Genomic DNA, 22,788 nt, shown 5'->3' on the forward strand with positions numbered 1-22,788 from the left:
GGAGTCGTCCCGATCCGCACCCGACAGGAGCCTCATGAACCCCGTCACCGACTACCTGACCGGCCTCGACGCGCCCGTCGCCGAGGTCGCCGCGAAGCTGCGCGCCGTCATCGACGCCGCCCTGCCGGAGGCGACCGGCGCGATGTGGCACGGCCACCCGACGTGGAGCCTCGGCGACCGCCCCGGCAAGGCGCCGGTCTGCCTGCTCAAGGCGTACGCGTCGTACGTCACCTTCGGACTGTGGCGCGGGCAGGAGATCGCCGACCCTTCGGGGCGGCTCGCCCCGGGCGCCCGGCAGATGGCCTCGGTGAAGCTCCGGACCGTCGACGAGATCGACCCGACCCTCTTCGCCGGCTGGCTGCGGCAGGCGTACGAGCTGGAGACGAGGTGAGCAGCGTGCGGGTGACCGCCTTCGACCACTTGGTGCTCACCGTCGCCGACGTCGAACGCGCCCTCGCCTTCTACTGCGGCACGCTCGGGTTGGAACCGGTCCGGGTCGACCGGTGGCGGGCCGGCGAGGTCCCCTTCCCCTCGGTACGGGTCACCCCGGAGACCATCATCGACCTCGTCGCCGGGGAGCGCGGCGAGTCGAACGTCGACCACATCTGCCTGGTGGTCGAGCCGCTGGACTGGCAGCAGGTGATCGACTCCGGCGTCTTCGAGGTGCTGACCGGGCCGGTGCCGCGCTTCGGGGCGCGGGGCAGCGCCACCTCGATCTACGTACGGGACCCGGACGGCAACATCGTCGAGCTCCGCTGGTACCCGCAGGACACCTGACGTTCTGCTCGGCCGCGAGCGGTCGGCGGTGGAACGCGGGCCGGGGGCCGCCCCTCGCGGAGCCGCCCCGGCCCGCACCGATCACCGACGACTTCTGGGGCGCGGTGGGGTAGGTCTCGATGTCACGCTGGTTGACCTTGAGAGAGCCATGCGCGGTGCACAGCCTTGTCGATTACGACATCGTGTGGGTCCGCGGCGGCAACGTCTTCGTGCTGCGCCGGGTGCTGGCGGACACCGGAGCTGGTGCCGTGCTACTGGACCTGCTTCCGAGCGACATGGTGGTCTACGGCGGCTACAGCGCTGGCGCCTGTGTCCTGGCTGATGACCTGACGGGCCTGAAACTCGTCGATGACCCCCATGTCGTCGCCGACCCGCTCATGACCGGTCTTGGCCTGCTCGATCGGCCCTTCGTACCTCACGTACGTTCACCCGGCCATCCGGAGGCGGCCGCCTGCGATGCGGTGTCCGCCGCATACGCCGCCGTTGGGCAGCCTCACCGGGCCCTACGGGATGGTGAGGTGTTACTGGTCAACGGCGATAGGACTGAACTGCTGCCCGAGTAGCGTCTCCTCCAGATGCTGGGTAGCAGGCTCATCCGGAGCGACAGCGTGATCGATGACCCGCCCCGGTGAGTGCCGAGCCGAAGCAGCCGGACAGCAACCTAGGCAAAGCGTCGCGCATGTGCTGGGAGGGATTCGTCAAGCAGGTGGTGGGACTAGATACGCCGGCAGTCCGGTGTCCGGTCTCAGGACCTGCGTGACACATCGTTCTCAGGACGTGCGTGACACTCCGGCGAGGGCTTGCGCGGTAAGTGTCAGCGAACGCCGGACACCTTGATCGCAAGGCTCGGCTTCAGCGCACTTTGGTGGGGCGATGATGTTCAGCCGGTTGCCGAGGACGGCTTCACCACCTGGTACATGGCGTGGTCCTGCCACCGGCCAGCGATGTTGAGGTACTCCGGCGCCATGCCGAACTGCACGAATCCGTTGCGTTCCAGCACCCGCTGCGATCTGACGTTGTGCAGCAGAGTCTCTGCCTGCACCCGGTGCAGCCCCAACTCCTCGAAGGCCACCCGCACGATCTCGCGCACGGCCCTGGTCGCGAACCCTCGGCCATTGTGGCTGGCGCTCACCCAATAGCCCATGGCGCATGACTGGAACGGGCCGCGCACTATTCCGCTGAGGGTGATCCGGCCGATCACGCGGCCGGAGTCGTCGAGGATGACGTGCGGCAGCTTCGAGCCCTGCTCGTGCTGCTGGAGATCGGCTTGAATGACGGCGTGCTGGCCGTCTGCCGTGAAGTAGTCCTCACTCCGGATCGGCTCCCATGGCACGAGGAACTCACGGTTGACGCGGAGCAGCTCGGCCAGGGCCGGCGCGTCCTCCGAGGTAGTGAGTCGGGTGATGTTCACCGGCCCATTGTCCCGGGCGGGCATGTCCCCTTCCTCGCCGGGATGGACCGCGCCGGGGGCACGCCATGATCGCCTAGCCGGACGTGTCACCCACGTCCCCAGACTGATCTGTCACGGTGGTCCTGAGACCCGACATCGCCGGCAGCCCGGCCGGCCTTCCCGGGCGACGACCGCCGCCGGTTGCCCGGGTCAGGCGTTGGTCGAGAGAAAGAGGGCTCGTAGCGCGATCGCCCGGGACTCGATGAGCTGCATGCGGAGCTGCCACTCCACGGTTGCAGTCCAGACCGATCTGACGCCGGGTGCCATCCGGGCCTGGCGGGCTGACCTCCTCGCCGATGGCGTGAGCGCCACCATGACGGCCAAGGCGTACCGCCTTCTACGCGCCGTGCTGAATACCGCCGTCGATGACGAACTCATCCGGCGCAACCCCTGCCGCATCCAGGTCGCTGGCATCGAACGGCCGACCGAGCGGCCGACCGCCACCGTCGCCCAGGTCTTCCAGCTCGCCGAGATCGTGCCCGGACGCCTCCGCGTCCTCATCCTCCTGGCTGCCTTCGCCAGCCTCCGCAATGGAGAGCTCGCGGCCCTACGCCGCCACGACTTCGACCCGCGCTGCAAGACCCTGACGGTCCGCGCGACCCTGGTAGAGCGCCAGGACGGCACTCTGACCTTCCGGACCACCGAAGACCGCCGCCGGGCTCCGCATGGTCACCATCCCGGCGGCCATCCGACGCGATGTGCGCGCACACCTGGACGACTTCGTCGACGAGGACCAGGACGCGCTCGTCTTCACCGGCGCGACCGGCGCTGTCCTGGCCGCTCCAACTTCCAGCGCACCTGCAAGTGGCGCGACTCGGTGGCGGCGGTCGGCCTGCCCAGCTTCCACTTCCACGACCTTCGGCACACCGGCAACACCCTGGCCTCACGGACCGGGGCGAGCCTCGCCGACCTCATGGCCCGGATGGGACACGCCTCCACCCGCGCCGCGATGATCTATCAACACACGGCCCGGGAGCGCGACGAGCACATCGCCGACGGGCTCAGTGACCAGATCAAGAAGGGCCGCGATCGGGCACGCAACGGGCACGGCAAGCGCAAGAAGTGACCGGCATGCATGAGGCCCAGGTCGGGAAACATGTCCTGACCTGGGCCTCGCACGTGGAGCGGGTGACGGGAATCGAACCCGCACTGTCAGCTTGGGAAGCTGATGTTCTGCCATTGAACTACACCCGCAGGCGGCACCACTGTACCTGAGGTCACCGCCCCCGTGCATCCAGGTACCCCCGGCGCGCCACCGACCCCTCGCCGCCGCCGAAACGACCCCGAAACAATCTTGAAAACACCGCCGTACGGCCAGGCAGGGAAAAGTTTCCTCGCGGCAATATATACCCGTTCTCAAATCCGTCGATGGGTTGTAACGTCACCCACACGTTCTCAGCCACGGCGCGACATACCCCCTGTCGTGCCGCCAGAAAGAGGTGGGCCCATGGGACTTCGTCCCAACCTGCTGACCCGGCGTACCGCCGGCGTCGCGTCGACGACCCTCGCGTTGCTGCTCAGCACCGCTGCCGTGGGCGTCGTTCCCGCTGCTTCGGCCTTCTCGGCCGCCCCCGGCGCGTCCTGCGCCGAACCGACCGACGTCCACTCGGACGCCCGGATCAAGAAGGGCGGCTCGGCCAAGCTGGACCCGAACACGCTGACCGCCAAGCAGGTCCGCGACCGCGAGGCCGACCTCGCCGCCGCGCTGCGCGAGCGGGCCAACTTCCGCGCCGGCGCCGGCGTCACCACGCTGGCCACCGTCTCCATCCCGGTGGTCGTGCACGTCATCCAGCGCGACACCACCCGGGCCGGCGGCAACATCCCGGACTCGCTGGTCACCGCCCAGATCGACGTACTCAACAAGGCCTACGCCGGTGCGACCGGCGGCGCACCGACCGCGTTCAGCTTCCAGCTGCAGAAGGTCCACCACGTGACCAACGCCGCCTGGTACCCGATTGTCCAGGGCTCCACGGCCGAGCGGCAGATGAAGTCCTCGCTGCGGGAGGGCGGCAAGAGCACGCTCAACCTCTACCTGGGCGAGCTCAGCGACAACCTGCTGGGTTGGGCGACCTTCCCGAAGCGCAAGCTGGACAGCATGGACGGCGTCGTCGCACTGAACGAGTCGCTGCCGGGTGGCACCGCCACCAACTACAACCAGGGCGACACCGGCACCCACGAGGTCGGCCACTGGCTGAACCTCTACCACACCTTCCAGGGTGGCTGCTCCGGCTCGGGTGACAGCGTCTCCGACACCCCGGCGGAGTCGTCGCCGGCGTTCCAGTGCCCGACCGGGCGGGACACCTGCACCACGGCCGGCCTGGACCCGATCACAAACTTCATGGACTACACCTACGACTCGTGCATGTACCAGTTCACCCCTGGTCAGGCGAGCCGCATGCTGACCGCGTGGAACGCCTACCGCGCGGCGTAACGCAGCCGTACGGCGACTCGGTGCCGGCTCCGTCCTCGGACGGGGCCGGCACCGGCGTTTCCGCTGCCTCAGGCGGCCGGACGGCGGGTGTCGAACCCGTGCCGGCCGCGCCGGCCCTCCGTTGCGGTGGCGCCGACCCGGCGCGCGGGCGCGCCCGCCCGCGGATCGAACCAGACCTGCACCGCCGGCGCCGCGGAACCGTCGACCGGATCGGCCGCGCCGCCCTGGTCGCGCCGGGTCAGCATGGCCACGTCGACGGTGAACTCGAACAGCCGCCAGTCGACCTGCGGCGCGGCCCGGCCGATCTCGGCGACCCGGGCCACCCGGGCCTGGTCGGTGACCGGCCGGGCGCGGCCGGCCACGTACGCCTCGTCGTCGCGTTCCTCGGGCGGGAACGAGTGCAGCGCGTAGCGGCCGTCGCGTTCGAGGTCGCGGCGCTTGGGCGAGTCGAGGACGAAGCAGAAGAGCCCCTCGTCGGTGATGACCGGCGAGACCGGGTGGACGCGGGGGCCGCCGTCGGCGCGGACCGTGGCGAGATAGCCAAAGCCCGGCCCGTACTGCTGCATGAGAAGGCGGATCTCGTCGGCGAGGCGGGGCTCGTCGGCGGCGAATTCGGACCAGGAAGCCATGCCGACATTCTATCGAACACACGTACGAACGCGCAGTCCGACACGCAGGTCACCCGTACCGGTCGCTATGGTGTTCGGATGCTGCTCTCCGACCGCGACCTGGTCTCCGAGATCAAGGTGGGCACGCTCGCGCTGGAGCCGTTCGAGCCCACGCTGGTGCAACCGTCCAGCATCGACGTACGCCTGGACAAGCTATTCCGGGTCTTCAACAACCACCTCTACACGCACATCGACCCGGCGGTCCAGCAGGACGACCTGACCTCGATGGTCGAGGTGCCCGAGGGCGAGCCGTTCGTGCTGCACCCGGGCGAGTTCGTGCTCGCGTCGACGCTCGAGGTGATCTCACTGGGCGACCAGCTCGCCGGCCGCCTCGAAGGGAAGAGCTCACTGGGTCGGCTCGGGCTGCTCACCCACTCCACCGCCGGCTTCATCGACCCGGGCTTCTCCGGCCACGTCACGCTGGAGCTCTCCAACGTGGCGAACCTGCCGATCACTCTCTGGCCGGGGATGAAGATCGGTCAGCTCTGCATCTTCCGGCTCTCCTCGCCCGCCGAGCACCCGTACGGCTCGGCGGTCTACGGCTCCCGCTACCAGGGGCAGCGCGGTCCGACGCCGAGCCGGTCCTGGCAGAACTGGCGCACCTGGCCGACCCGCTGACGGCGAAGGGGCCCCCATGGCGCGGGAGCCCCTTCCGGCGGATCAGCCCGGTCGGCCGTAGCTGTTGATCTGGCCGTCGTCGACGCGTTTCATCGTGATCGGCTTGCCGGACTGGGAGGCGTGCACCACCCAGCCACCGCCGACGTACATCGCGACGTGGTGCAGGTCGCTGTAGTAGAAGACCAGGTCGCCAGGGCGCAGCTCGCTCCGGCTCACCCGGCGGGTGACGTCGTGCTGCTGGCGGGCGTTGTGCGGGAGCGACACGCCGGCCTTGGCCCAGGCGGCCATGGTCAGGCCGGAGCAGTCGTAGTGGTCCGGGCCGGCGGCGCCCCAGACGTAGATCTTGCCGATCTGGGCGCAGGCGAATTTGACCGCGATGCCGGCCGGGCCGCCCGGATAGCCGGACGGGCAGGGCGCGGGCCGCAGCGGGCCGCCGCCACCGTTGCCGTAGACCTTGAGCCGGAGCTTGTCCAGCTTGGCGATCTCGGCGTTGATCAGCTTCTTCTTCGCCGCGAGCTGGGCCTCGGTGCGGGCCAGCTGGGCGACCATCTCGTCCAGCGGCTTCTTCTTGGCGGCCAGCTGGTCGCGAAGCTCGACGACGGAACTCACCTGCTGCTGCTGACGGTGGGCGAAGCGGTCGAGCAGTTCGAGGTTGTTGACCACGTCGGCCGGGGAGCGACTGCCCAGCAGCGCGTTCACCGTCGACAGCTGCTCGCCCTTGTACGCGTCGGCGGCGAGGCCGCTGACCTGACCCATGGCGAGGTCGACCTGGAGCTGCAGCGGGGCGATCTGCTTGGCCAGCGCGTCGGCCTGCTTCCGCTTGACGGCGAGGTCCTGACGGGTGGCGTTGTGCTGCTCGATGATCGGTTCGAGCTTGTTCCAGTCCTGGTCGATCTGGCGCTCGATCTCGGCGACCGACGGGTCGGCGTGCGCCGCCGTGGCGCCGCCGGTCAGGATGACGGCGGTGCCGGCCAGTGCGGCGAGTGCGGTGGTGAAGCGGGACCAGCGTGGACGCGGCGCAGCCGTCGTCCGGTCGACCGACCGGACCGACGGTCGCCGCGGGGCATGGTGTGCCACCGGGCTTCCGTACTCCTTCTTCGCTGACCGCCTACCGGGTTAGCTGACGGGTTCGGACGGGAAGGGAGCCGCCCTACCGCAGTGTCGCGGATTCACCCCAGGTACCTGGTTCCCCGGCTCGCCCGGAGGCGACTCGGCGGTGTCGGACCGTCACCACCCCGGTTGGGCGGTGCATACATCGGTCGACGATTGACCAGAGTAGAGATCTCCGTTATCGATCCGCAACCCACGACGCCGTGACACTCCGTACCGAAGTTCCCGGCGATCGGCGCGGTGAAGGTTTCCTTCACTCAACATCATCACGGGGAAAGGTATTGACCCAGCGCCATGCGTGGGGCGAGGGTGAGCACGCAGTGACTTCCGCCCGATCTGGAGGTTCCATGCTCCGTTCGCCAGTGCCCCCAACCAGACGAGCTCTGCTCGCCGCCGCCGTGGCGGCGGCCACCGTTCTCCTCACCACCGGACCCGTCGCCGCCGAACCCGACGCCGGGCCGACCGGACCCACCGACCGCCAACAGCAGTACGCCGCCGCAGCAGCCGAGTACGGCGTGCCGGAGAGCGTCCTGCTCGGCGTGTCGTACCTGGAATCCCGCTGGGACACCCACCCCGGCCAGCCCAGCACCAGCGGCGGCTATGGGCCGATGCACCTGACCGACGCCGAACAGGTCGCCGCCACGCCGTCCAGCGCACACGTCGACGAGAACGAGGACCCCCGGGGCGACGAGTCCCGGCCCCTGGTCGTCGACACCGCAGCGGCGGCCACCCCGGGGGACCTCCTGCCGCAGGCCTCCCTGCAGACCCTCGACGCCGCCGCCGCGCTCACCGGGGCGGCCGAGGAGACGCTGCGCACCGACGCAGCGGCCAACATCCGCGGCGGGGCGGCGCTGCTGGCGTCGTACCAGAAAGAACTGGCCGCGCCGGTCGGCGCCGGCAGCGACCCGGCGGCCTGGTACGGCGCGGTGGCCCGCTACTCCGGCGCGGACACCGAGGACGCCGCGGCGGCCTTCGCCGACGAGGTGTACGACCAGATCGGCCAGGGCGCCAGCCGGACCACCGACGACGGCCAGCGGGTCACCCTCGCCGCCACCGCGGTGACGCCGGACGAGTCCGGGCTGCACAAGCTCGGACTGCGCCGCGCCGAACGGCCGGACGGGCTGGAGTGCCCGGTCCGCCTGGCCTGTGAGTGGATCCCCGCGCCGTACGAGAAGTACGGCCCGAACTCCGGCGACTACGGCAACCACGACCTCGGCGAGCGGCCCGCCCAGCAGAAGATCGAGTACATCGTCATCCACGACACCGAGGGTTACTTCGGCCCGAGCGTGAAGCTCGTGCAGGACAAGACCTACCTGGGCTGGCACTACACGCTGCGCTCGGTGGACGGCTACGTCGCCCAGCACATCAAGGCCAAGGACGTCGGTTGGCACGCCGGCAACTGGTACGTCAACGCCAAGTCCATCGGCATCGAGCACGAGGGCTTCGCCGGGCACGGCACCTGGTACACCGAGGCGATGTACCGGACCTCGGCCAAGCTGGTCCGCCACCTGGCCCTGCGCTTCCAGATCCCGCTGGACCGGCAGCACATCCTGGGCCACGACAACGTGCCGGGCATCCTCCCCGGGAACGTGGCCGGGATGCACTGGGACCCGGGCCCGTACTGGGACTGGTCGCACTACTTCGACCTGATGAAGGCGCCGTTCCAGTCGACCGGCACGCCGCACACCGGCCTGGTCACCATCGACCCGGACTACGCCACCAACCGCCCGGCGTTCCTCGGCTGCAACCAGCAGCCGCCCGGCGTGCCGAAGCCCACGCCGCCGGCGGTGCCGTGCCCGCTGCGCGGCTCCTCCTCGGTCATCCTGCACACCGCCCCGAGCGAGTCCGCCCCGCTGGTCAACGATCGCGGCCTGCGGCCGAACGGCACGCCGGACACCATGTACATCTCCGACCACGGCGCCCGCGCCTCGGCCGGCCAGACGTACGCCCTCGCCGAGGTCCAGGGTGACTGGACCGCGATCTGGTACCTCGGCCAGAAGGCCTGGTTCCTCAACCCGGCGTCGGCCCCCACGGCCAAGTGGGCGCAGGGCTTCGTGGTGACGCCCAAGCCGGGCAAGGCCACCATCCCGGTGTACGGCCGGGCCTACCCGGAGCGGGCGGCCTACCCGGCCACCATCCCGTACCAGACCATCTCGCCGTTGCAGTACACCTTCGCGGCGGGCCAGCGGTACGCACTCGGCGGCGTCCTCCCGGGCGAGTACTACCGGGCGGTCTCCTTCGACGGCTCCGCCCCCGGCGACCGGACCGTGGTCCGGGGCGAGAACCAGTACGTGCAGATGCAGTTCGGTCACCGGGTGATGTTCGCCAACCTGGACGACGTGCTCATCCTGCCGGCGGCGGTGGGTTCACCAGAGTAGTCCCCGGCGGCACGACGAAGGCCCCCGGTCAGCTGACCGGGGGCCTTCGTCGTCGGATCGGATCAGGTGACCCGGCGGTAGCCGGCCACCGGCATGTAGTTCACCTGCGTCACCTGGACCGGCTTGCCGGTCCGGGGCGCGTGCACCATCAGGCCGTTGCCGAGGTAGAGGCCCACATGGTGCAGGTCGCTGTAGAAGAACACCAGGTCACCGGGGCGGGCGTCGGTGCGGGAGACGGCCCTGCCCTCGTTCCACTGGGCGCCGGTGAAGTGGGTCAGGGAGATGCCCGCCGCCTTGTAGGCGTACTGGGTCAGGCCGGAGCAGTCGAACGAGTTCGGCCCGGTGGCGCCCCAGACGTACGGGTCACCGACCTGCTGGCAGGCGACCCGGATGGCGGTCTGCGCGGCGCTGCTGACCACGCCGTTGATGGTCGGACAGCCCGCCACCTTCACCGTGGTCTTCGGCAGCGAGGCGGTGAGCCGCTTGATCTCGGCGTCGATCTGCTTCTTCTTCGCCGCCATCTCGTCGCGCTGCTTGACCTGTGTGGCGATCAGCGCGTCCAGCTTCTGCTTCTCGCGGTTGTACTTGTCGCGGATGGCGAGCACCCCGGCGACCTGCTTGCGCTGCTCGGCGGCCAGCCGGTCGAGGATGGTGAGCTGCTCGGCGAGCGTCCCGGGCTTGGCGTCGACCAGCAGAGCGCCGACCTCCTGGGACGGACCCTGCATGTAGTAGCGGGAGGCCAGGTCGCCGACCCGGTTCATGGCGAGCGCGGACTGCAGCTCCAGCGGCGCCATCTTCTTCTGCAGGTCCGCGGACTTCTTCTGGTTGACCTTCAGCTGGGCGCGGATCTTGTTGTAGCCCTCGATGGTGGGCTCCAACTGCTCCCACTGCTTGTCGATCTGCGCCTCGATCTCGTCGACCGAAGGGGCCGCGTGCGCGGGCGCGGCGACGAGTCCGGCGCCGACCGCTACGGCCGCGACCAGGGTGAGCAGACGGTGTACGACCCGGCGAGCGCCGACCGGTCGGACCGAAGGCTTACTCCGGTCGTGACGATGAGGGGGCATGGTTGCCACCGGCACCGACTCCTTTGCAACCGACCGCCAGGCGCCTCGTGAGGGGGAAGATCGAGGCAGACGACCCACAGCGGTCGGTGCCCCACATTAGGGAAGCCCCGGGGTGATATCAAGGCGGCCTTTCGTTCAATCACGTTTGCGCAACCACCTGCACACCAAGGGTATTCATTTACTCGCCAACGATCGCCGTCAATACATCGTCGAGTGTCACCACGCCGAGCGGCCGGCGGCCGTCGCTCACCAGGACCATGTGCCGCCGCTCGCGCCGCATCGACAGCAGCAGGTCGGCCAGCGTACGGTCCGGCGGCACCACGGCCAGCGGCCGGTAGACCTCCGCCGCCACCGGGGCCCGGCGACTCGCGCCGGCGTACCCGAGCACGTCCTTGACGTGCACGAACCCGAGCACCCGGCGGGTGGACCGCTGCACCACCGGGAAGCGGGACCGGCCGGTGCCGGTGGCCAGCACCTCCAGCGACGCCGGTGAGACGTCCTCGGCCACCGTGGTCACCGTCGACCACGGCTGCAACGCGTCCGCAGCCGTCCGGCTGTGCAGGGCCAGCGCGCCGGTGATCCGGGCGTGCTCCTCCGCGTCCAGCAGCCCCTCGGTACGCGCCTGGGAGACCAGCCCGGCCAGTTCCTCCGCCGTGAACACGGTCTTCACCGCGTCGGTCGCCTCGACCCCCCACAGCCGCAGCACCTGCCGGGCCGACCACTTCATCGCCAGCAGCAGCGGCTTGGTGCCCACGCAGAACGCCAGCATCGCCGGGCCCAGCCAGAGCGCCGACGGCTCCGGACCGGCCAGGGTGATGTTCTTCGGCACCATCTCGCCGACCACGGTGTGCAGGAAGACCACCACGCCGAGGGCGATCAGGAACGCCACCGGGTGCACCGCCCCGACCGGCAACCCCAGCGCCTCGAACGGCGACTCCAGCAGGTGCGCCAGCGCCGGCTCGGCGATCGCGCCCAGTCCCAGCGAGCAGATGGTGATGCCGAGCTGCGCCCCGGCGATCATCAGCGGGATCTGGTTCATCGCGGACAGCGCCCACCGGGCCCGCTTGGAGCCGGCGGCGAGTGGTTCGAGCACCGTACGGCGGGAGGCGATCAGCGCGAACTCGCTGCCCACGAAGAAGGCGTTGCCGAGCAGCAGCAGCACGGCGGCCAGCAGCTCAGTCATCGTCGTCGGGCTCCTCCGGGCGGACCACCCGGACCTGCTCGATCCGGTGCCGCTCGACCTCGACCACGGTGAACTCGTACCCGCTCTCCTCGACCGCCTCGCCCGGCACCGGGATGTGCCCGAGCCGGGCCATCAGGAAGCCCGCCAGGGTCTCGTACGGCCCCTCGGGCAGCCGGAAGCCGGTCTGCTCGGCCACCTCGTCCTCGCGCAGCACCCCGTCCACCAGGACGGTCCGCTCGCCACCCGGCACGGTCAGCTCGATCGGGCCGAGGTCGTCGACCGCGTCCGGGTCGAACTCGTCGGCGATCTCCCCGACCAGCTCCTCCACCAGGTCCTCCACGGTCACCACGCCGTCCGTGCCGCCGTACTCGTCGACCACGATGGCCAGGTCGGCGCCGGCGTCCTTGAGCGCGGCGAGGACGCCGTCCAGGTCGAGGCTCTCCGGGACGTAGACGGGTTCCCGGGCGACCGCGGCGACGGGGGTGGACGCCCGGTGGGCCAGCGGCACGCCGAGCGCGTCCGGCACCCCGGCCACCCCGGTGACCAGGTCCAGGGTCTCCTCGAAGACCGGGAACCTGGTCCGCCCGGTCTGCTGGGAGAGGTTCAGCAGCTCGGCCACCGTGGCGGTGGCCCGCAAGGCGATCACGTCGACCCGCGGGGTCATCGCCTCGGCGGCCCGCTTGTCGCCGAAACGGATGGTCCGGCGCAGCAGCATCGCGGTGTCCGGCGGCAGCGCGCCGGCCCGGGCGGAGATCGCCGCGAGCAGCCCCAGCTCCTCGGGTGACCGGGCGCTGGCCAGCTCCTCCTGCGGCTCCACGCCGAGCTGGCGGACCAGCCGGTTGGCGGAGTTGTTCAACCCCCGGATCAGCCAGCCGAACGCCCGGGCGAAGCCGCGCATCGGCGCGGCGGTGGCCAGCGCGGCCGGCATCGGCCGGGCCAGCGCCAGGTTCTTCGGCACCAGCTCGCCGAAGAGCATCGAGATCAGCGTCGCGAGGGCCAGGGCGAGCAGCGGGCTGAACCGGTCGGCGCCGCCGACGGGTCGCAGCAGCGGGGCGAAGAGCCGGGCCAGGGCCGGTTCGGCGAGGTAGCCGGTGAGTAGCGCGGTGATGGTGATGCCGAGCTGCGCGCCGGAGAGCTGGAAGGAGAGCTCCCGCAGCGCCTGGCGCACGGTGACGGCCCGGGCGTCACCGTCGGCGGCCCGCCGGTCGATCTCGGCGCGGTCGACGGTGACCAGGGCGAATTCGGCCGCGACGAAGAACGCGTTGCCGGCGGTCAGCAGCGCGAAGCCGACCAGGGGCAACAGCGTGCCGAGCAACAGACCGTCGATGGGTGGGATTGTTCCACGGGCCGGCCCGCGGCACGAGTTCGCGAGCCTCCGGACCACGACGACGGCGGCGGCACCTCGTGGGTGCCGCCGCCGTCGTGCGTGCGCTTTCGCGGGTACGACCTCAGCCGGCGACCGGCGCGGTCTCCTTCTCACCCGGCGCGGTGTCCGGCTTGACCGAGCGGAGCAGCACGCTGGCCACGTCGATGACCTCGACCTGCTCGCCGGCGCCCTTGCCGTTGACCCCGTCGTTGAGCATCGTCGAGCAGAACGGGCAGCCGACGGCGACCGTCTTCGCCCCGGTGGCCATGGCCTCCTCGACCCGGTCCACGTTGATCCGCTTGCCGATCTTCTCCTCCATCCACATCCGGGCGCCGCCGGCGCCGCAGCAGAAGGAGCGCTCGCTGTTGCGCGGCATCTCGATGAGGCCGCTGTCGCGGCCTGCACCGGAGATCGCGGCTGCGCCACCCTGGCCATCTCCGGCTCCGCCGCCGATGGCGCTGCCGAGCACCTCACGCGGCGCGGCGAAGACCCGGTTGTGCCGGCCCAGGTAGCAGGGGTCGTGGTAGGTCACGCCGCCGTCGACCGGCTGGACCGGGGTGAGCTTGCCCGTGCTGACCAGGTGGGCCAGGAGCTGGGTGTGGTGCACCACCTCGAACTCGCCGCCGAGCTGGCCGTACTCGTTGCCCAGGGTGTTGAAGCAGTGCGGGCAGGTGGCCACGATCTTGCGCTTGGCCTTCTCCCGACCCTCGAACGCCTCGTTGAGGGTCTCGACGTTCTGCTGGGCGAGCATCTGGAAGACGAACTCGTTGCCGATCCGGCGGGCCGGGTCGCCGGAGCAGGTCTCGCCCTCGCCGAGGATCGCGAACTTGACGCCGGCCTCGTTGAGCAGCGTGGCGACCGCCCGGGTGGTCTTCTTGGCCCGGTCCTCGAACGCGCCGGCGCAGCCGACCCAGAACAGGTACTCGAAGTCCTCGACCTCGCCGACCCGCGGCACCTCGAAGTCGAGGCCCTTGGTCCAGTCCTCGCGGGTGTTCTGCGGGGCGCCCCACGGGTTGCCCTTGTTCTCCAGGTTGCGCAGCATCACGCCGGCCTCGGACGGGAAGCTCGACTCGATCAGCACCTGGTAACGCCGCATGTCGACGATGTGGTCGACGTGCTCGATGTCCACCGGGCACTGCTCGACGCAGGCGCCGCAGGTGGTGCAGGACCAGAGCACGTCCGGGTCGATGACGCCGCCCTCCTCGGCGGTGCCGATCAGCGGCCGGTCGGCCTCTGCCAGGGCGAGCACGTCCATGTGGGCGAGCTGGGCGGCGGTCGCCTTCTCCTCGCCGGTCAGGTCCTTGCCGCCGCCGGCCAGCAGGTACGGCGCCTTGGCGTACGCGTGGTCGCGGAGGCTCAGCACGAGCAGCTTCGGCGACAGCGGCTTGCCGGTGTTCCAGGCCGGGCACTGCGACTGGCAGCGGCCGCACTCGGTGCAGGTGCTGAAGTCCAGCAGGCCCTTCCAGGAGAACTGCTCGACCTGGGCGACGCCGAACTGGTCCTTCTCCGGGTCGGCCTCCTCGAAGTCGAGCGGCTTGCCGTCGCTCATCATCGGTCGCAGCGGGCCGAGGCCGGAACCGGCGGCCTTGGCCGGCTCCCGCTTGAAGAAGATGTTGAAGAACGCCAGGAAGCGGTGCCAGGCGACGCCCATCGTGACGTTCAGCGAGATGACGATCAGCCAGGTCATCGAGATGACGATCTTGATCAGCGCGGCGACGCTGACGCCGGCCGTCCAGGCCGGGAGCGCGGCGCCGACCGCGTGGCTGAGCGGGGTGGCCCAGACCGGGTACTCGAAGTGGTCGGTGGCCACCTTGAAGCCCCGGATCACGAAGCCGAAGATCAGGACCAGCAGCACGACCCACTCGACGAAATAGCCCTGCCACATGGTGGAGCCGGTGAACCGGGACCGGTTGCCGGGCCGGGCGGGCCGGTTTCGCAGCCGGATCGCCATCAGCACCAGGATGCCGGCCAGGCCGAGGATCCCGATCAGCTCGGTGGCCAGGCCGAAGATCGTCCAGTGCCCGATGATCGGCAGTCCGCCGGCGGGCGTGACCACCTCGAAGTACGCCTCGAGCACCAGCAGCGACAGCACGATGAACCCGACCATCACGAACCAGTGCGCGGCGCCCACCACGCTCCACTTGAGCATGCGGGTGTGACCGGCGGTCTCCACCAGCATGGTCCTAGTGCGGGTGCCCTTGTCGGTGAACCGCTCCGGCGCAGGTTGCCCCAGCCGGATGACTGCCACCATCTTCATGACCGCGCGCACCGCAAGCCCCACCGCCACCGCGGTGATGGCGGCCGCGAGGATCGTGGTGACGATCTGGACGCTGCCCATCGAGTTGGCCTCCCGGTCTGCTGCCTGTCGAGCGGCTCGGCGACCGGGTACGGCTCACGGCGCGGGTGGCCCTGTGCCGCTCCCGCTGCCCCGACCCGACCGGCCGATGACCTCGCTCCGCTCGGTCATGCAGTGCAGCCTACGCGCAAGGTTACCCAGCAGTAACGTGAGTCATCTCGCATCCGGCCACGCCGCCCTGCGGACACCTTAGGTGGACCGGGCCGCGCGCGCCGGGCAGGGGCGTCGGCACGTGACGTACCACCGTCCCGCCACGCCGACGGCCCGGCCCCCCGGCGGGGGAACCGGGCCGGACGGCCGAGCGGATCAGCGCCAGCGGGAGAGCAGAATCAGCGAGGCGACCATCGCGCCGAAGCCCACCGCGAGGTTCCAGTAACCCCACGACATGACCGGGTACGCCTGCTCGGAGAGGTAGTACACGACCAGCCAGCCGATGCCGGCGACGATCAGCGCGACGGCGGTGATCGGCAACCACACCGGGCTAGGCTTGCGCGTCGCCGCCGTCGCCGTCGGACGTACGTCCGTCGGCGGGGTGTACACCTTCTTCTTGCGGACCTGAGACTTGGGCACGACGCTCTCCAGAGGGGGTGACGACCTCGTCCGGCCTGACAACCGGGCGCGGGGGCGACGGTCCATGGCCAATAATGTTCGACAGCTAGCGTAGTCCCGACGGACCGTCCCGGCCACGAATGGGGTCAGGCCGGTGCATGGAGTGACCGAAAAGGGCGGGACTTTTCGGGTCGAGCAGACCGGTCCACCCCCTCGCGGGCCGGCCCGAGACGACGGGGAAGGAAACGCCCGGTGGAGTACACGTCCGGCGCCGCCTCCTGGCAGAAGGTCCTCCGGCGGGCCGTGGCCGGCCTGCTGCCGCGGCGCGCCCGGCAACGACGGCCCGGGTGGTCGGTCGGGGTGCCGCTGATCGCCGCCGCGGCGGGACTGCTCTTCACCACCACCGCGACAACCGCCGGCGGCACCGCGCTGCGGGAGGACCGGCGACCCCAGCTCACCCAGCTGATCGAGGACCGTCGCGAGCAGGTCGAGGCGAGCGAGCAGCGCGCCGCGCGGCTGCGCGCCGAGGTCGAGAGCCAGACCGCCGCCCTCGCCGACAGCGACGGCCCGATCAAGGCCCAGCGGGATCGCGCCGCCGCCAGCCGGCAGGCCGCCGGCTTCACCGCGCTCACCGGCACCGGGGTCACCATCGAGCTGAACGACGCGCCCCGGCGCAACGACCAGACGCTGCCCAAGGGCGTCAGCAACGACGACCTGGTCGTCCACCAGGGCGACGTCCAGGCAGTCGTGAACGCGCTCTGGGCCGGCGGGGCCGAGGCCATGTCGATCATGAATGTCCGGGTGCTCAGCACCAGCGCGGTACGCTGCGTCGGTAACACCCTGCTACTGCACGGCCGGGTGTACTCCCCTCCGTTCAAGATCGTTGCGATCGGCGATCCCGCTGCCCTCCAGCAGGCCCTCGCCGCGTCCGAGGGAGTCCGGTGGTTCAGGGAAGCGGTCGACCACTACCAGCTCGGCTACCGCGAGACCGTGTCGACGGTGACCGTCCCGGCGTTCGAGGACTCGACCGCCCTCCGGTCCGCGAAGGTTCCCCAGTGACCGAGGACGGCCGCTCCGCGGGGCAGGACGGGCGGCACCGCGACCAGAGCGCGGACCGGACCGCGATTCTCCCCAAGGTCGACCGGCCCGACCCGCCCCGACCCGCGCTCGACCTGCCCTGGCCGGAGCCGATCGAGCCCCGCTCCCCGTCGCCCCGGCCTCCAGCGGACATCCCCGCGCCGGCGCGCCAGCCGGACACCCCAGGCCCGACCGCCGCACCCGCCGGTCCGGCCAACCCGTACCGTTCCCCGCCGCCGGCCTGGCCGGGAAACGCCCAGGCCCGGCCGCCGGCGCCGGCCACCCCGCAGGGACCCGCCGCGCCCGCCCACGCGCCACGCCAGCCGGATTCGCCCGCCTGGCAGGCCGCCACCGAACAGCGCACCCGCCGTACGCCGGACGAGCCGCCGCGCCGTCCGGACGGCCCGTTCGCGCGCGACGCCGTGGCCCCGCCCGCCGGTCAACCGGACCGCCGGCCGGCCGGACCCGGCCCCGCCGAGGCGCCACAGGTCCGCGCCGGCGGCCGGACCGCCGACGAGACCGCCGCTGTCCGGCCCCCGTGGACCAACCCACCGCCCCCGGCGTCCGCCCGGGCACCGTCGGCGACGCGCCGACCGCGATCATTCCCAAGGTGGGTGCACGGCCGCAGAGCCGATCCGCCACCGCCCCGGCGGCGCCGGCCGACGGCCTACTCCGCGCCGCGGCGCCAGCGGCCGGTCCCGTCGACCCGGCGGCCACCGCCGTGATCCCGGCCGTCACCGGTCGGCCGGCCAGCCACCCGGCCCTCGACTCGACCGCGCTGATGGGCGCCGTGCCACCCGTCCGGGACACCGGCGACGGCTCCGACGGCGAGGCCGACAGCCCGGCCGAACCGCCGCGCCCGCGCCGTGGCGAACGGGTCGTGCAGCTCCGCCCGGAGCAGCTCGACAAGGGTTACAAGAGCGTCTACTCCGAGCTGACCCGACCCTCCTTCGCATCCCGGCTGCGGTCCGGCGTGCGGCTCACCGGCGAGGTGCTGATCACCTTCGGCCTGGTGGTGCTGCTCTTCGCTGGCTACGAGATCTGGGGCAAATCGGTCATAGTCGACGCCCACCAGAGCGACCTGAACAGTCAGCTGACCCAGGCGTGGGGCCCGACGGTCGCGCCGACGACCGGGCCCACCCAGAAGCCGACGCCCCCGGGGGAGGGCAAGCCGATCGCTGGGCTCTACATCCCCAAGTTCGACAAGCACTGGGTGGTGGTCGAGGGGGTCACCCCCGACGACATCCGGTACGCCCCGGGCCACTACCCGAAGAGCGCGCTCCCCGGCGAGGTAGGCAACTTCGCCGTCGCGGGGCACCGCATCCGGGCCACCTTCTGGCGACTGGACGAGCTGAGGACCGGCGACGACATCGTGGTCGAGGGCAAGACCGAGTGGTACATCTACAAGGTCTACCAGAGCCACGTCGTCAAGCCGTCCCAGGTCGAGGTGGTGGCGCCGGTGCCGATGAAGCCGAACGCCGTGCCGACCGAGAAGCTGCTCACCCTGACCACCTGCAACCCCAAGTTCGACAACTACCAGCGCCTGATCATCCACGCCCGGCTGGACCACGCGCAGGCCAAGTCGGCGGGACCCCCGGCGGAGCTGGGAGGCTGACGATGTACGCGTGGATCTGGCGCAAGCTCCCGTTCGGGCTGGCCGGCAAGCTGGTCGGCTCGGTGCTGCTCGCCGCCGCGACGGTGGCGCTGCTCTGGTTCGTGGTGTTCCCGTGGGCGGAGCCGCTGCTCCCCTTCGACGACGTCCAGGTCACCCAGGAGTCCGGTGACACCGGGGGCCAGGAGGGCGGCCTCACCGTGCCCAGCAGCGCGCCCACCGACGAGGAACTGCCGTACAGCACCGAATCGAACAACACCCCGCCTTCCACCCCGAACAGGTGAGCCGATGCGCGTCCTGGTGATCGACAACTACGACTCGTTCGTCTTCAACCTGGTGCAGTACCTCGGCCAGCTCGGCGTCGACTGTGAGGTCCGGCGCAACGACGAGATCGACGTCGCCGAGGTCGGCCGGGTCGGCGCGGCGGGCGTCCTGCTCTCCCCCGGGCCGGGCAGCCCCGACCGCGCCGGCATCTGCCTGGACGTCATCCGGGAGTACGCCGGCAAACTGCCCCTCTTCGGCGTCTGCCTCGGTCACCAGGCCATCGGCGAGGCGTTCGGCGCGACCGTCACCCGGGCACCCGAGCTGCTGCACGGCAAGACCTCCGAGGTGCGCCACTCCGGGGTCGGCGTGCTCGCCGGGCTGCCGGACCCGTTCACCGCGACCCGGTACCACTCGCTCGCCGTGCTGCCCGAGACGCTGCCGGACGAGCTGGAGGTCACCGGCACGACGCAGTCCGGCGTGGTGATGGCGATGCGGCACCGGACGCTGCCGATCGAGGGCGTCCAGTTCCACCCCGAGTCGGTGCTGACCCAGGGCGGGCACCTCATGCTGGCGAACTGGCTGGCCGTCTGCGGCTACCCGGAGGCGCTGGAGCGCGCTCCGGAGCTGGCCGCCGAGGTCGACGCCCGCCGCCGGGCCGCCTTCGCCGCCGCCTGAGCCGCGTCCGCCCGCCCGGTCACCGCAACCTCGTCGATCCGGCGCTGTCCCGGCTCGTGATCAAGCTGGTCAGTAGGTCGACAGGCGCGCCGGCGGCGACGTGGGGAACGGGAATCCGCCACCGCCACCGCCCGTCGGCGAGCCGGACGGGTCCGGGGTCGTCGGGGTGCCACTCGGCGTCTCGGTCGGCGTGGGCTCCGGGATGTCGACCTCGATCGTGACGGTCTTGCCCCGCGCCAGCTTGGTGCCAGCCTTCGGATTCTGATCGCTCACCTTACCGGCCTGGTCCGCCGGCACCTCGACGCCGTCCCGGACCCGCACCTTGTAGCCAGAATCCGTCAGCCGCTGGATGGCCAGATCCTTGGTGTAGCCGCGGACGTTGGGCACCTCATTGACGTTGCCCCGCGACACCTTCACCTTGACGGTGCTGCCGGGGGCCACCTGGCTACCTTCCTTCGGGTCGACCTCGACGACCGTCCCCTCCGGCAGGCCGCTGTCGACCTGGCTGTCGTCGACCGTGAGGCCCAGACCCTCAAGCTGCGCCTTGACGTTCGTGAACGTGGAGTCTTTCAGGCCAGGAGGGATAGTGACCTCCTTCTTGCCGCCGCAGACCTGGATGGTCACGTTCCGGGTCTTCTCCAACGGCGAATTTGCCGGCGGATTCTGCTCGACCACCGTGCCCTTCTCGCAGGTGTTGTTGAGCACCGGATCACCGAGCACCGGGGTCAGGCCCGCCCGCTGGATCTGGGCCCGGGCGACGGCCTCCGGCTGGCCCTTCAGGTCCGGGACGGTGACCTTGTCGTTGCCGCCCTTGAGCAGGAGGGCGGCACCCAGGGCGATCACGGCGAGCACGCCGAGCGCGGCGAAGGTGGCGATCACCCAGGACGAGCTCTTGCGCTTGCCCGGGTCGCCGACCCGGGCCGGGACCTGTCGGTTCTGCGGCCCCATCACCTGGGTCGGGTAGCCCCCCGCGGCCGGGGCCATCGGGGCGGTCTCGTCCTCGCGCAGCACCGGGGTGGCCAGCACCGGCCGGCCGGCGGCCGCCCGCAGCAGGTCGGCCCGCATCTCGCCGGCGCTCTGGTACCGGTTGAGCGGGTTCTTCGACAGCGCCTTGAGCACGATCGCGTCGACCGCCGGGTTGACGTCCGGGTTGATGTCGCTCGGCGTGGGCGGTGCCTCCCGGACGTGCTGGTACGCGACGCTGACCGGGCTGTCGCCGACGAACGGCGGGTGGCCGCAGAGCAGCTCGAACAGCACGCAGCCGGCGGCGTACACGTCGGAGCGGGCGTCGACCGCCTCGCCGCGCGCCTGCTCGGGGGAGAGGTACTGCGCGGTGCCGATGACCGCACTGGTCTGGGTCATCGTGGTGGCGCCGCTGGCCAGCGCCCGGGCGATGCCGAAGTCCATCACCTTGACCTGGCCGGTCTGGGTGAGCATCACGTTGCCCGGCTTGATGTCCCGGTGGATGATGCCGTGCCGGTGGCTGAACTCCAGCGCCGCGCACATGTCGGCGCAGATCTCCAGCGCCCGGCGCGGCTGGAGCCGCCCCTCGACGCCGAGGACCTCCTTGAGGGTCCGTCCGTTGACGAACTCCATCACGATGAACGGCAGCGTCTCGCCGGTCGGCGCGGTCTCCTCGCCGGTGTCGTATACGGCGACGATGGCCGGGTGGTTGAGCGAGGCGGCGTTCTGCGCCTCCCGGCGGAACCGCATCTGGAATGTGGCGTCCCGGGCGAGGTCGGTCCGGAGCATCTTGATCGCGACATCCCGACCGAGCCGGAGATCGCGACCGCGGTGCACCTCCGCCATGCCGCCGTAGCCGAGCAGCTCGCCGACCTGGTACCTGCCACCGAGCAGGCGGGCCTGCGCTGTCATCGCGTCTCTCGTCCTTCGCTCGTCGTCGTCTCGCCGCCACCGGGCTGGAGCCGTACCCCAGAACGGTACGACGTCCGGACCGGATCGTCGGCCCCGTGGGCCCGCACCGCGCCGGAGGTCACGCTCACCGGAGCGGGCACGCCGGTGTCACCGGACGCCGCGCCCTTCCGGTAGTTGTAGGAAATCACGCCGGAGCAGAGCAGGACCAGCACGGCCACCAGGATGGCGGTCCACCACAGGCCGGCCCGGGACCGCCGGGGCGCCGGCAACGGCGGAGCCGGGGCGGCCGGCCGGGCGTACCCGAGGGGATTGTGCTGGCGGGGCTGGGGAACCGGCGCCGCCCCGCGCGGCGCGACCGGCGCCGCCGCCGGTCGGGCGGCGACCGGCGGGCGCGGCGCGACTGCGGGCGGGCGGGGCTGCTGCCGGGCCGCGGCGGGCACCTGGGCGCGGGCCGACGGCGCGGCCGGCGACGACGGCACGCCGGAGATCGGACCCGCGCCGGTACGCGCCTGTTGCGACAGCGCCAGCTTGGCCTGCCGGGCGACGCCGGCCAGCGCGGCGGCGCTCGGCCAGCGGGCCGTCGGATCCTTCGCCAGGGCCCGCTCCACGATCGCCTTGACCTGCGGCGGGATGTCGCTGGGCAGCGGTCGGGGCGCCTCGCGGACGTGCTTCATGGCGATCTCGAGGGGATTGTCCCCCTCGAAGGGGCGTCGACCGGCGAGGCACTGGTACGCGACCACGCCGAGCGCGTACACGTCGGACGCGGGCGTGGCGACCGCGCCGGTGGCCTGCTCGGGCGAGATGTAGGAGGCGGTGCCGAGCACCGAGCCGGCCGCGGTGAGCTGGCCGACCAGGTCGGAGCGGGCAATGCCGAAGTCGGTGAGCACCAGCGTGCCGTTCGGCCGGACCAGCAGGTTGCCGGGCTTCACGTCGCGGTGCACGATGCCCTTCTCGTGCGCGGCGTGCAGCGCGTCGGCGGCCTGCGCCAGCAGGGCCATCGTCCGGGCCGGGGTGAGCCGGCCGACCCGGCTCAGCGTGGCGGCGAGGGCGTCACCCTCGACGTACTCCATCACCAGGAAGGCGATGTGCTGGTCGCTGCCGAAGTCGTAGACGTCGACCACGCCGGGGTGGTTGATGGTGGCCATGGTGCGGGCCTCGCCGCGGAACCGCTCGGCGAAGCCGGGCTCGTCGAGCAGCGCCGGGAGCAGGCTCTTCACCGCGACCGTACGGCCCAGCACCTGGTCGGTGCCGCGCCAGACGTCGCCCATGCCACCGCTGGCGATCCGCTCGTCGAGGCGGTAGCGGTTGCCGAGCTGGACGCCGGGGCTGAGCATG

At 71.3% G+C, this 22,788-nt stretch carries 21 protein-coding genes, 1 tRNA gene and 1 riboswitch; of the genes, 11 read left to right on the forward strand and 11 right to left on the reverse strand.

Annotation, left to right across the window (positions count from 1 at the left end):
• Nucleotides 1–34 precede the first annotated feature (34 nt).
• The 3 genes from OG799_RS28495 (at nt 35) to OG799_RS28505 (ending at nt 1,340) form a co-directional block, all read left to right on the forward strand.
• Complete coding sequence (locus tag OG799_RS28495) at nt 35–391, forward strand: DUF1801 domain-containing protein (RefSeq protein WP_406039312.1); 357 nt, start codon at nt 35–37, stop codon at nt 389–391.
• Nucleotides 388–777, forward strand: coding sequence for a VOC family protein (locus tag OG799_RS28500; protein WP_406039314.1), 390 nt, complete (start codon nt 388–390; stop codon nt 775–777). The genes OG799_RS28495 and OG799_RS28500 overlap by 4 nt, the downstream gene beginning before the upstream one ends.
• 119 nt (nt 778–896) lie before the next feature.
• Nucleotides 897–1,340, forward strand: a complete 444-nt coding sequence (locus OG799_RS28505) for a Type 1 glutamine amidotransferase-like domain-containing protein (protein ID WP_406039316.1) — start codon at nt 897–899, stop codon at nt 1,338–1,340.
• A gap of 317 nt (nt 1,341–1,657) precedes the next feature.
• On the opposite strand, the gene OG799_RS28510 is transcribed toward OG799_RS28505, so the two are convergent.
• Nucleotides 1,658–2,188, reverse strand: coding sequence for a GNAT family N-acetyltransferase (locus OG799_RS28510; protein WP_406039318.1), 531 nt, complete (start codon nt 2,186–2,188; stop codon nt 1,658–1,660).
• Nucleotides 2,189–2,528: 340 nt separating this feature from the next.
• Between OG799_RS28510 and OG799_RS28515 the strand changes: the two genes are divergently transcribed.
• Nucleotides 2,529–3,293 carry a tyrosine-type recombinase/integrase gene (locus OG799_RS28515; protein WP_406039320.1) on the forward strand — a complete coding sequence of 255 codons (765 nt, stop codon included), beginning with the start codon at nt 2,529–2,531 and terminating at the stop codon, nt 3,291–3,293.
• Nucleotides 3,294–3,347: 54 nt separating this feature from the next.
• On the opposite strand, the gene OG799_RS28520 is transcribed toward OG799_RS28515, so the two are convergent.
• Nucleotides 3,348–3,421, reverse strand: a tRNA-Gly gene (locus tag OG799_RS28520).
• Nucleotides 3,422–3,674: 253 nt separating this feature from the next.
• Between OG799_RS28520 and OG799_RS28525 the strand changes: the two genes are divergently transcribed.
• Nucleotides 3,675–4,658: a zinc metalloprotease gene (locus tag OG799_RS28525; protein WP_406039322.1), complete on the forward strand. Its 984-nt coding sequence runs from the start codon at nt 3,675–3,677 to the stop codon at nt 4,656–4,658.
• A 68-nt stretch (nt 4,659–4,726) separates the two neighbouring features.
• On the opposite strand, the gene OG799_RS28530 is transcribed toward OG799_RS28525, so the two are convergent.
• Nucleotides 4,727–5,287 (reverse strand): pyridoxamine 5'-phosphate oxidase family protein, encoded by a 561-nt coding sequence (locus OG799_RS28530; RefSeq protein ID WP_406039324.1) that lies wholly within the window; start codon nt 5,285–5,287, stop codon nt 4,727–4,729.
• 78 nt (nt 5,288–5,365) lie between these two features.
• Between OG799_RS28530 and dcd the strand changes: the two genes are divergently transcribed.
• Entirely contained in the window at nt 5,366–5,944 is a 579-nt protein-coding gene (dcd, locus tag OG799_RS28535) for a dCTP deaminase (RefSeq protein ID WP_406039326.1), read from the forward strand.
• A gap of 42 nt (nt 5,945–5,986) precedes the next feature.
• Here the strand turns inward: dcd and OG799_RS28540 are convergent, their stop codons facing one another.
• Entirely contained in the window at nt 5,987–7,021 is a 1,035-nt protein-coding gene (locus OG799_RS28540; protein WP_406039328.1) for an NlpC/P60 family protein, read from the reverse strand.
• Between the two features lie 13 nt (nt 7,022–7,034).
• Nucleotides 7,035–7,170: riboswitch (cyclic di-AMP (ydaO/yuaA leader) on the reverse strand.
• A gap of 231 nt (nt 7,171–7,401) precedes the next feature.
• Here OG799_RS28540 and OG799_RS28545 point away from each other — a divergent pair.
• Nucleotides 7,402–9,432 carry an N-acetylmuramoyl-L-alanine amidase gene (locus tag OG799_RS28545; protein ID WP_406039330.1) on the forward strand — a complete coding sequence of 677 codons (2,031 nt, stop codon included), beginning with the start codon at nt 7,402–7,404 and terminating at the stop codon, nt 9,430–9,432.
• Between the two features lie 62 nt (nt 9,433–9,494).
• On the opposite strand, the gene OG799_RS28550 is transcribed toward OG799_RS28545, so the two are convergent.
• The 5 genes from OG799_RS28550 to OG799_RS28570 form a co-directional block, all read right to left on the reverse strand.
• A complete protein-coding gene (locus OG799_RS28550) occupies nt 9,495–10,496 on the reverse strand; it encodes an NlpC/P60 family protein (RefSeq protein WP_406039332.1) in 1,002 nt (333 codons plus the stop codon).
• A 178-nt stretch (nt 10,497–10,674) separates the two neighbouring features.
• Nucleotides 10,675–11,679 (reverse strand): hemolysin family protein, encoded by a 1,005-nt coding sequence (locus tag OG799_RS28555; protein ID WP_406039334.1) that lies wholly within the window; start codon nt 11,677–11,679, stop codon nt 10,675–10,677.
• Nucleotides 11,672–13,006 carry a hemolysin family protein gene (locus OG799_RS28560; protein ID WP_406046435.1) on the reverse strand — a complete coding sequence of 445 codons (1,335 nt, stop codon included), beginning with the start codon at nt 13,004–13,006 and terminating at the stop codon, nt 11,672–11,674. The genes OG799_RS28555 and OG799_RS28560 overlap by 8 nt, the downstream gene beginning before the upstream one ends.
• Nucleotides 13,007–13,127: 121 nt before the next feature.
• Nucleotides 13,128–15,383, reverse strand: coding sequence for a heterodisulfide reductase-related iron-sulfur binding cluster (locus tag OG799_RS28565; RefSeq protein ID WP_406039336.1), 2,256 nt, complete (start codon nt 15,381–15,383; stop codon nt 13,128–13,130).
• Between the two features lie 324 nt (nt 15,384–15,707).
• Nucleotides 15,708–15,971 carry a cell division protein CrgA gene (locus OG799_RS28570; RefSeq protein WP_091126805.1) on the reverse strand — a complete coding sequence of 88 codons (264 nt, stop codon included), beginning with the start codon at nt 15,969–15,971 and terminating at the stop codon, nt 15,708–15,710.
• Between the two features lie 231 nt (nt 15,972–16,202).
• Here OG799_RS28570 and OG799_RS28575 point away from each other — a divergent pair, with 231 nt between their 5' ends.
• The 4 genes from OG799_RS28575 to OG799_RS28590 all read left to right on the forward strand — a co-directional run bounded on the left by OG799_RS28575 (nt 16,203) and on the right by OG799_RS28590 (nt 19,578).
• Complete coding sequence (locus tag OG799_RS28575) at nt 16,203–17,009, forward strand: DUF881 domain-containing protein (RefSeq protein WP_406039339.1); 807 nt, start codon at nt 16,203–16,205, stop codon at nt 17,007–17,009.
• Nucleotides 17,010–17,565: 556 nt separating this feature from the next.
• Nucleotides 17,566–18,642, forward strand: coding sequence for a class E sortase (locus tag OG799_RS28580; protein ID WP_406039341.1), 1,077 nt, complete (start codon nt 17,566–17,568; stop codon nt 18,640–18,642).
• A 2-nt stretch (nt 18,643–18,644) separates the two neighbouring features.
• Nucleotides 18,645–18,923, forward strand: a complete 279-nt coding sequence (locus tag OG799_RS28585; RefSeq protein ID WP_406039343.1) for a hypothetical protein — start codon at nt 18,645–18,647, stop codon at nt 18,921–18,923.
• Nucleotides 18,924–18,927: 4 nt separating this feature from the next.
• Nucleotides 18,928–19,578, forward strand: a complete 651-nt coding sequence (locus OG799_RS28590; RefSeq protein ID WP_406039345.1) for an aminodeoxychorismate/anthranilate synthase component II — start codon at nt 18,928–18,930, stop codon at nt 19,576–19,578.
• A 69-nt stretch (nt 19,579–19,647) separates the two neighbouring features.
• Here the strand turns inward: OG799_RS28590 and pknB are convergent, their stop codons facing one another.
• Both pknB and OG799_RS28600 read right to left on the reverse strand, forming a co-directional pair.
• Complete coding sequence (gene pknB, locus OG799_RS28595; protein ID WP_406039347.1) at nt 19,648–21,453, reverse strand: Stk1 family PASTA domain-containing Ser/Thr kinase; 1,806 nt, start codon at nt 21,451–21,453, stop codon at nt 19,648–19,650.
• Nucleotides 21,450–22,787, reverse strand: coding sequence for a serine/threonine-protein kinase (locus OG799_RS28600; RefSeq protein WP_406039349.1), 1,338 nt, complete (start codon nt 22,785–22,787; stop codon nt 21,450–21,452). The genes pknB and OG799_RS28600 overlap by 4 nt, the downstream gene beginning before the upstream one ends.
• Nucleotide 22,788 lies beyond the last annotated feature (1 nt).

The sequence above is a fragment of the Micromonospora sp. NBC_00898 genome, from assembly GCF_045207895.1.
In the GTDB taxonomy this organism is placed as follows: Bacteria; Actinomycetota; Actinomycetes; order Mycobacteriales; family Micromonosporaceae; genus Micromonospora.

Bases quoted from the DNA above. Each gene is read 5' to 3' on its own strand.
- OG799_RS28495 (WP_406039312.1), top strand. From the start codon at position 35: ATGAACCCCGTCACCGACTACCTGACCGGCCTCGACGCGCCCGTCGCC.
- OG799_RS28505 (WP_406039316.1), top strand. From the start codon at position 897: ATGTCACGCTGGTTGACCTTGAGAGAGCCATGCGCGGTGCACAGCCTT.
- OG799_RS28525 (WP_406039322.1), top strand. From the start codon at position 3,675: ATGGGACTTCGTCCCAACCTGCTGACCCGGCGTACCGCCGGCGTCGCG.
- OG799_RS28530 (WP_406039324.1), bottom strand. From the start codon at position 5,287: ATGGCTTCCTGGTCCGAATTCGCCGCCGACGAGCCCCGCCTCGCCGAC.
- dcd (WP_406039326.1), top strand. From the start codon at position 5,366: ATGCTGCTCTCCGACCGCGACCTGGTCTCCGAGATCAAGGTGGGCACG.
- OG799_RS28545 (WP_406039330.1), top strand. From the start codon at position 7,402: ATGCTCCGTTCGCCAGTGCCCCCAACCAGACGAGCTCTGCTCGCCGCC.
- OG799_RS28550 (WP_406039332.1), bottom strand. From the start codon at position 10,496: ATGCCCCCTCATCGTCACGACCGGAGTAAGCCTTCGGTCCGACCGGTC.
- OG799_RS28555 (WP_406039334.1), bottom strand. From the start codon at position 11,679: ATGACTGAGCTGCTGGCCGCCGTGCTGCTGCTGCTCGGCAACGCCTTC.
- OG799_RS28565 (WP_406039336.1), bottom strand. From the start codon at position 15,383: ATGGGCAGCGTCCAGATCGTCACCACGATCCTCGCGGCCGCCATCACC.
- OG799_RS28585 (WP_406039343.1), top strand. From the start codon at position 18,645: ATGTACGCGTGGATCTGGCGCAAGCTCCCGTTCGGGCTGGCCGGCAAG.
- OG799_RS28590 (WP_406039345.1), top strand. From the start codon at position 18,928: ATGCGCGTCCTGGTGATCGACAACTACGACTCGTTCGTCTTCAACCTG.
- pknB (WP_406039347.1), bottom strand. From the start codon at position 21,453: ATGACAGCGCAGGCCCGCCTGCTCGGTGGCAGGTACCAGGTCGGCGAG.
- OG799_RS28600 (WP_406039349.1), bottom strand. From the start codon at position 22,787: ATGCTCAGCCCCGGCGTCCAGCTCGGCAACCGCTACCGCCTCGACGAG.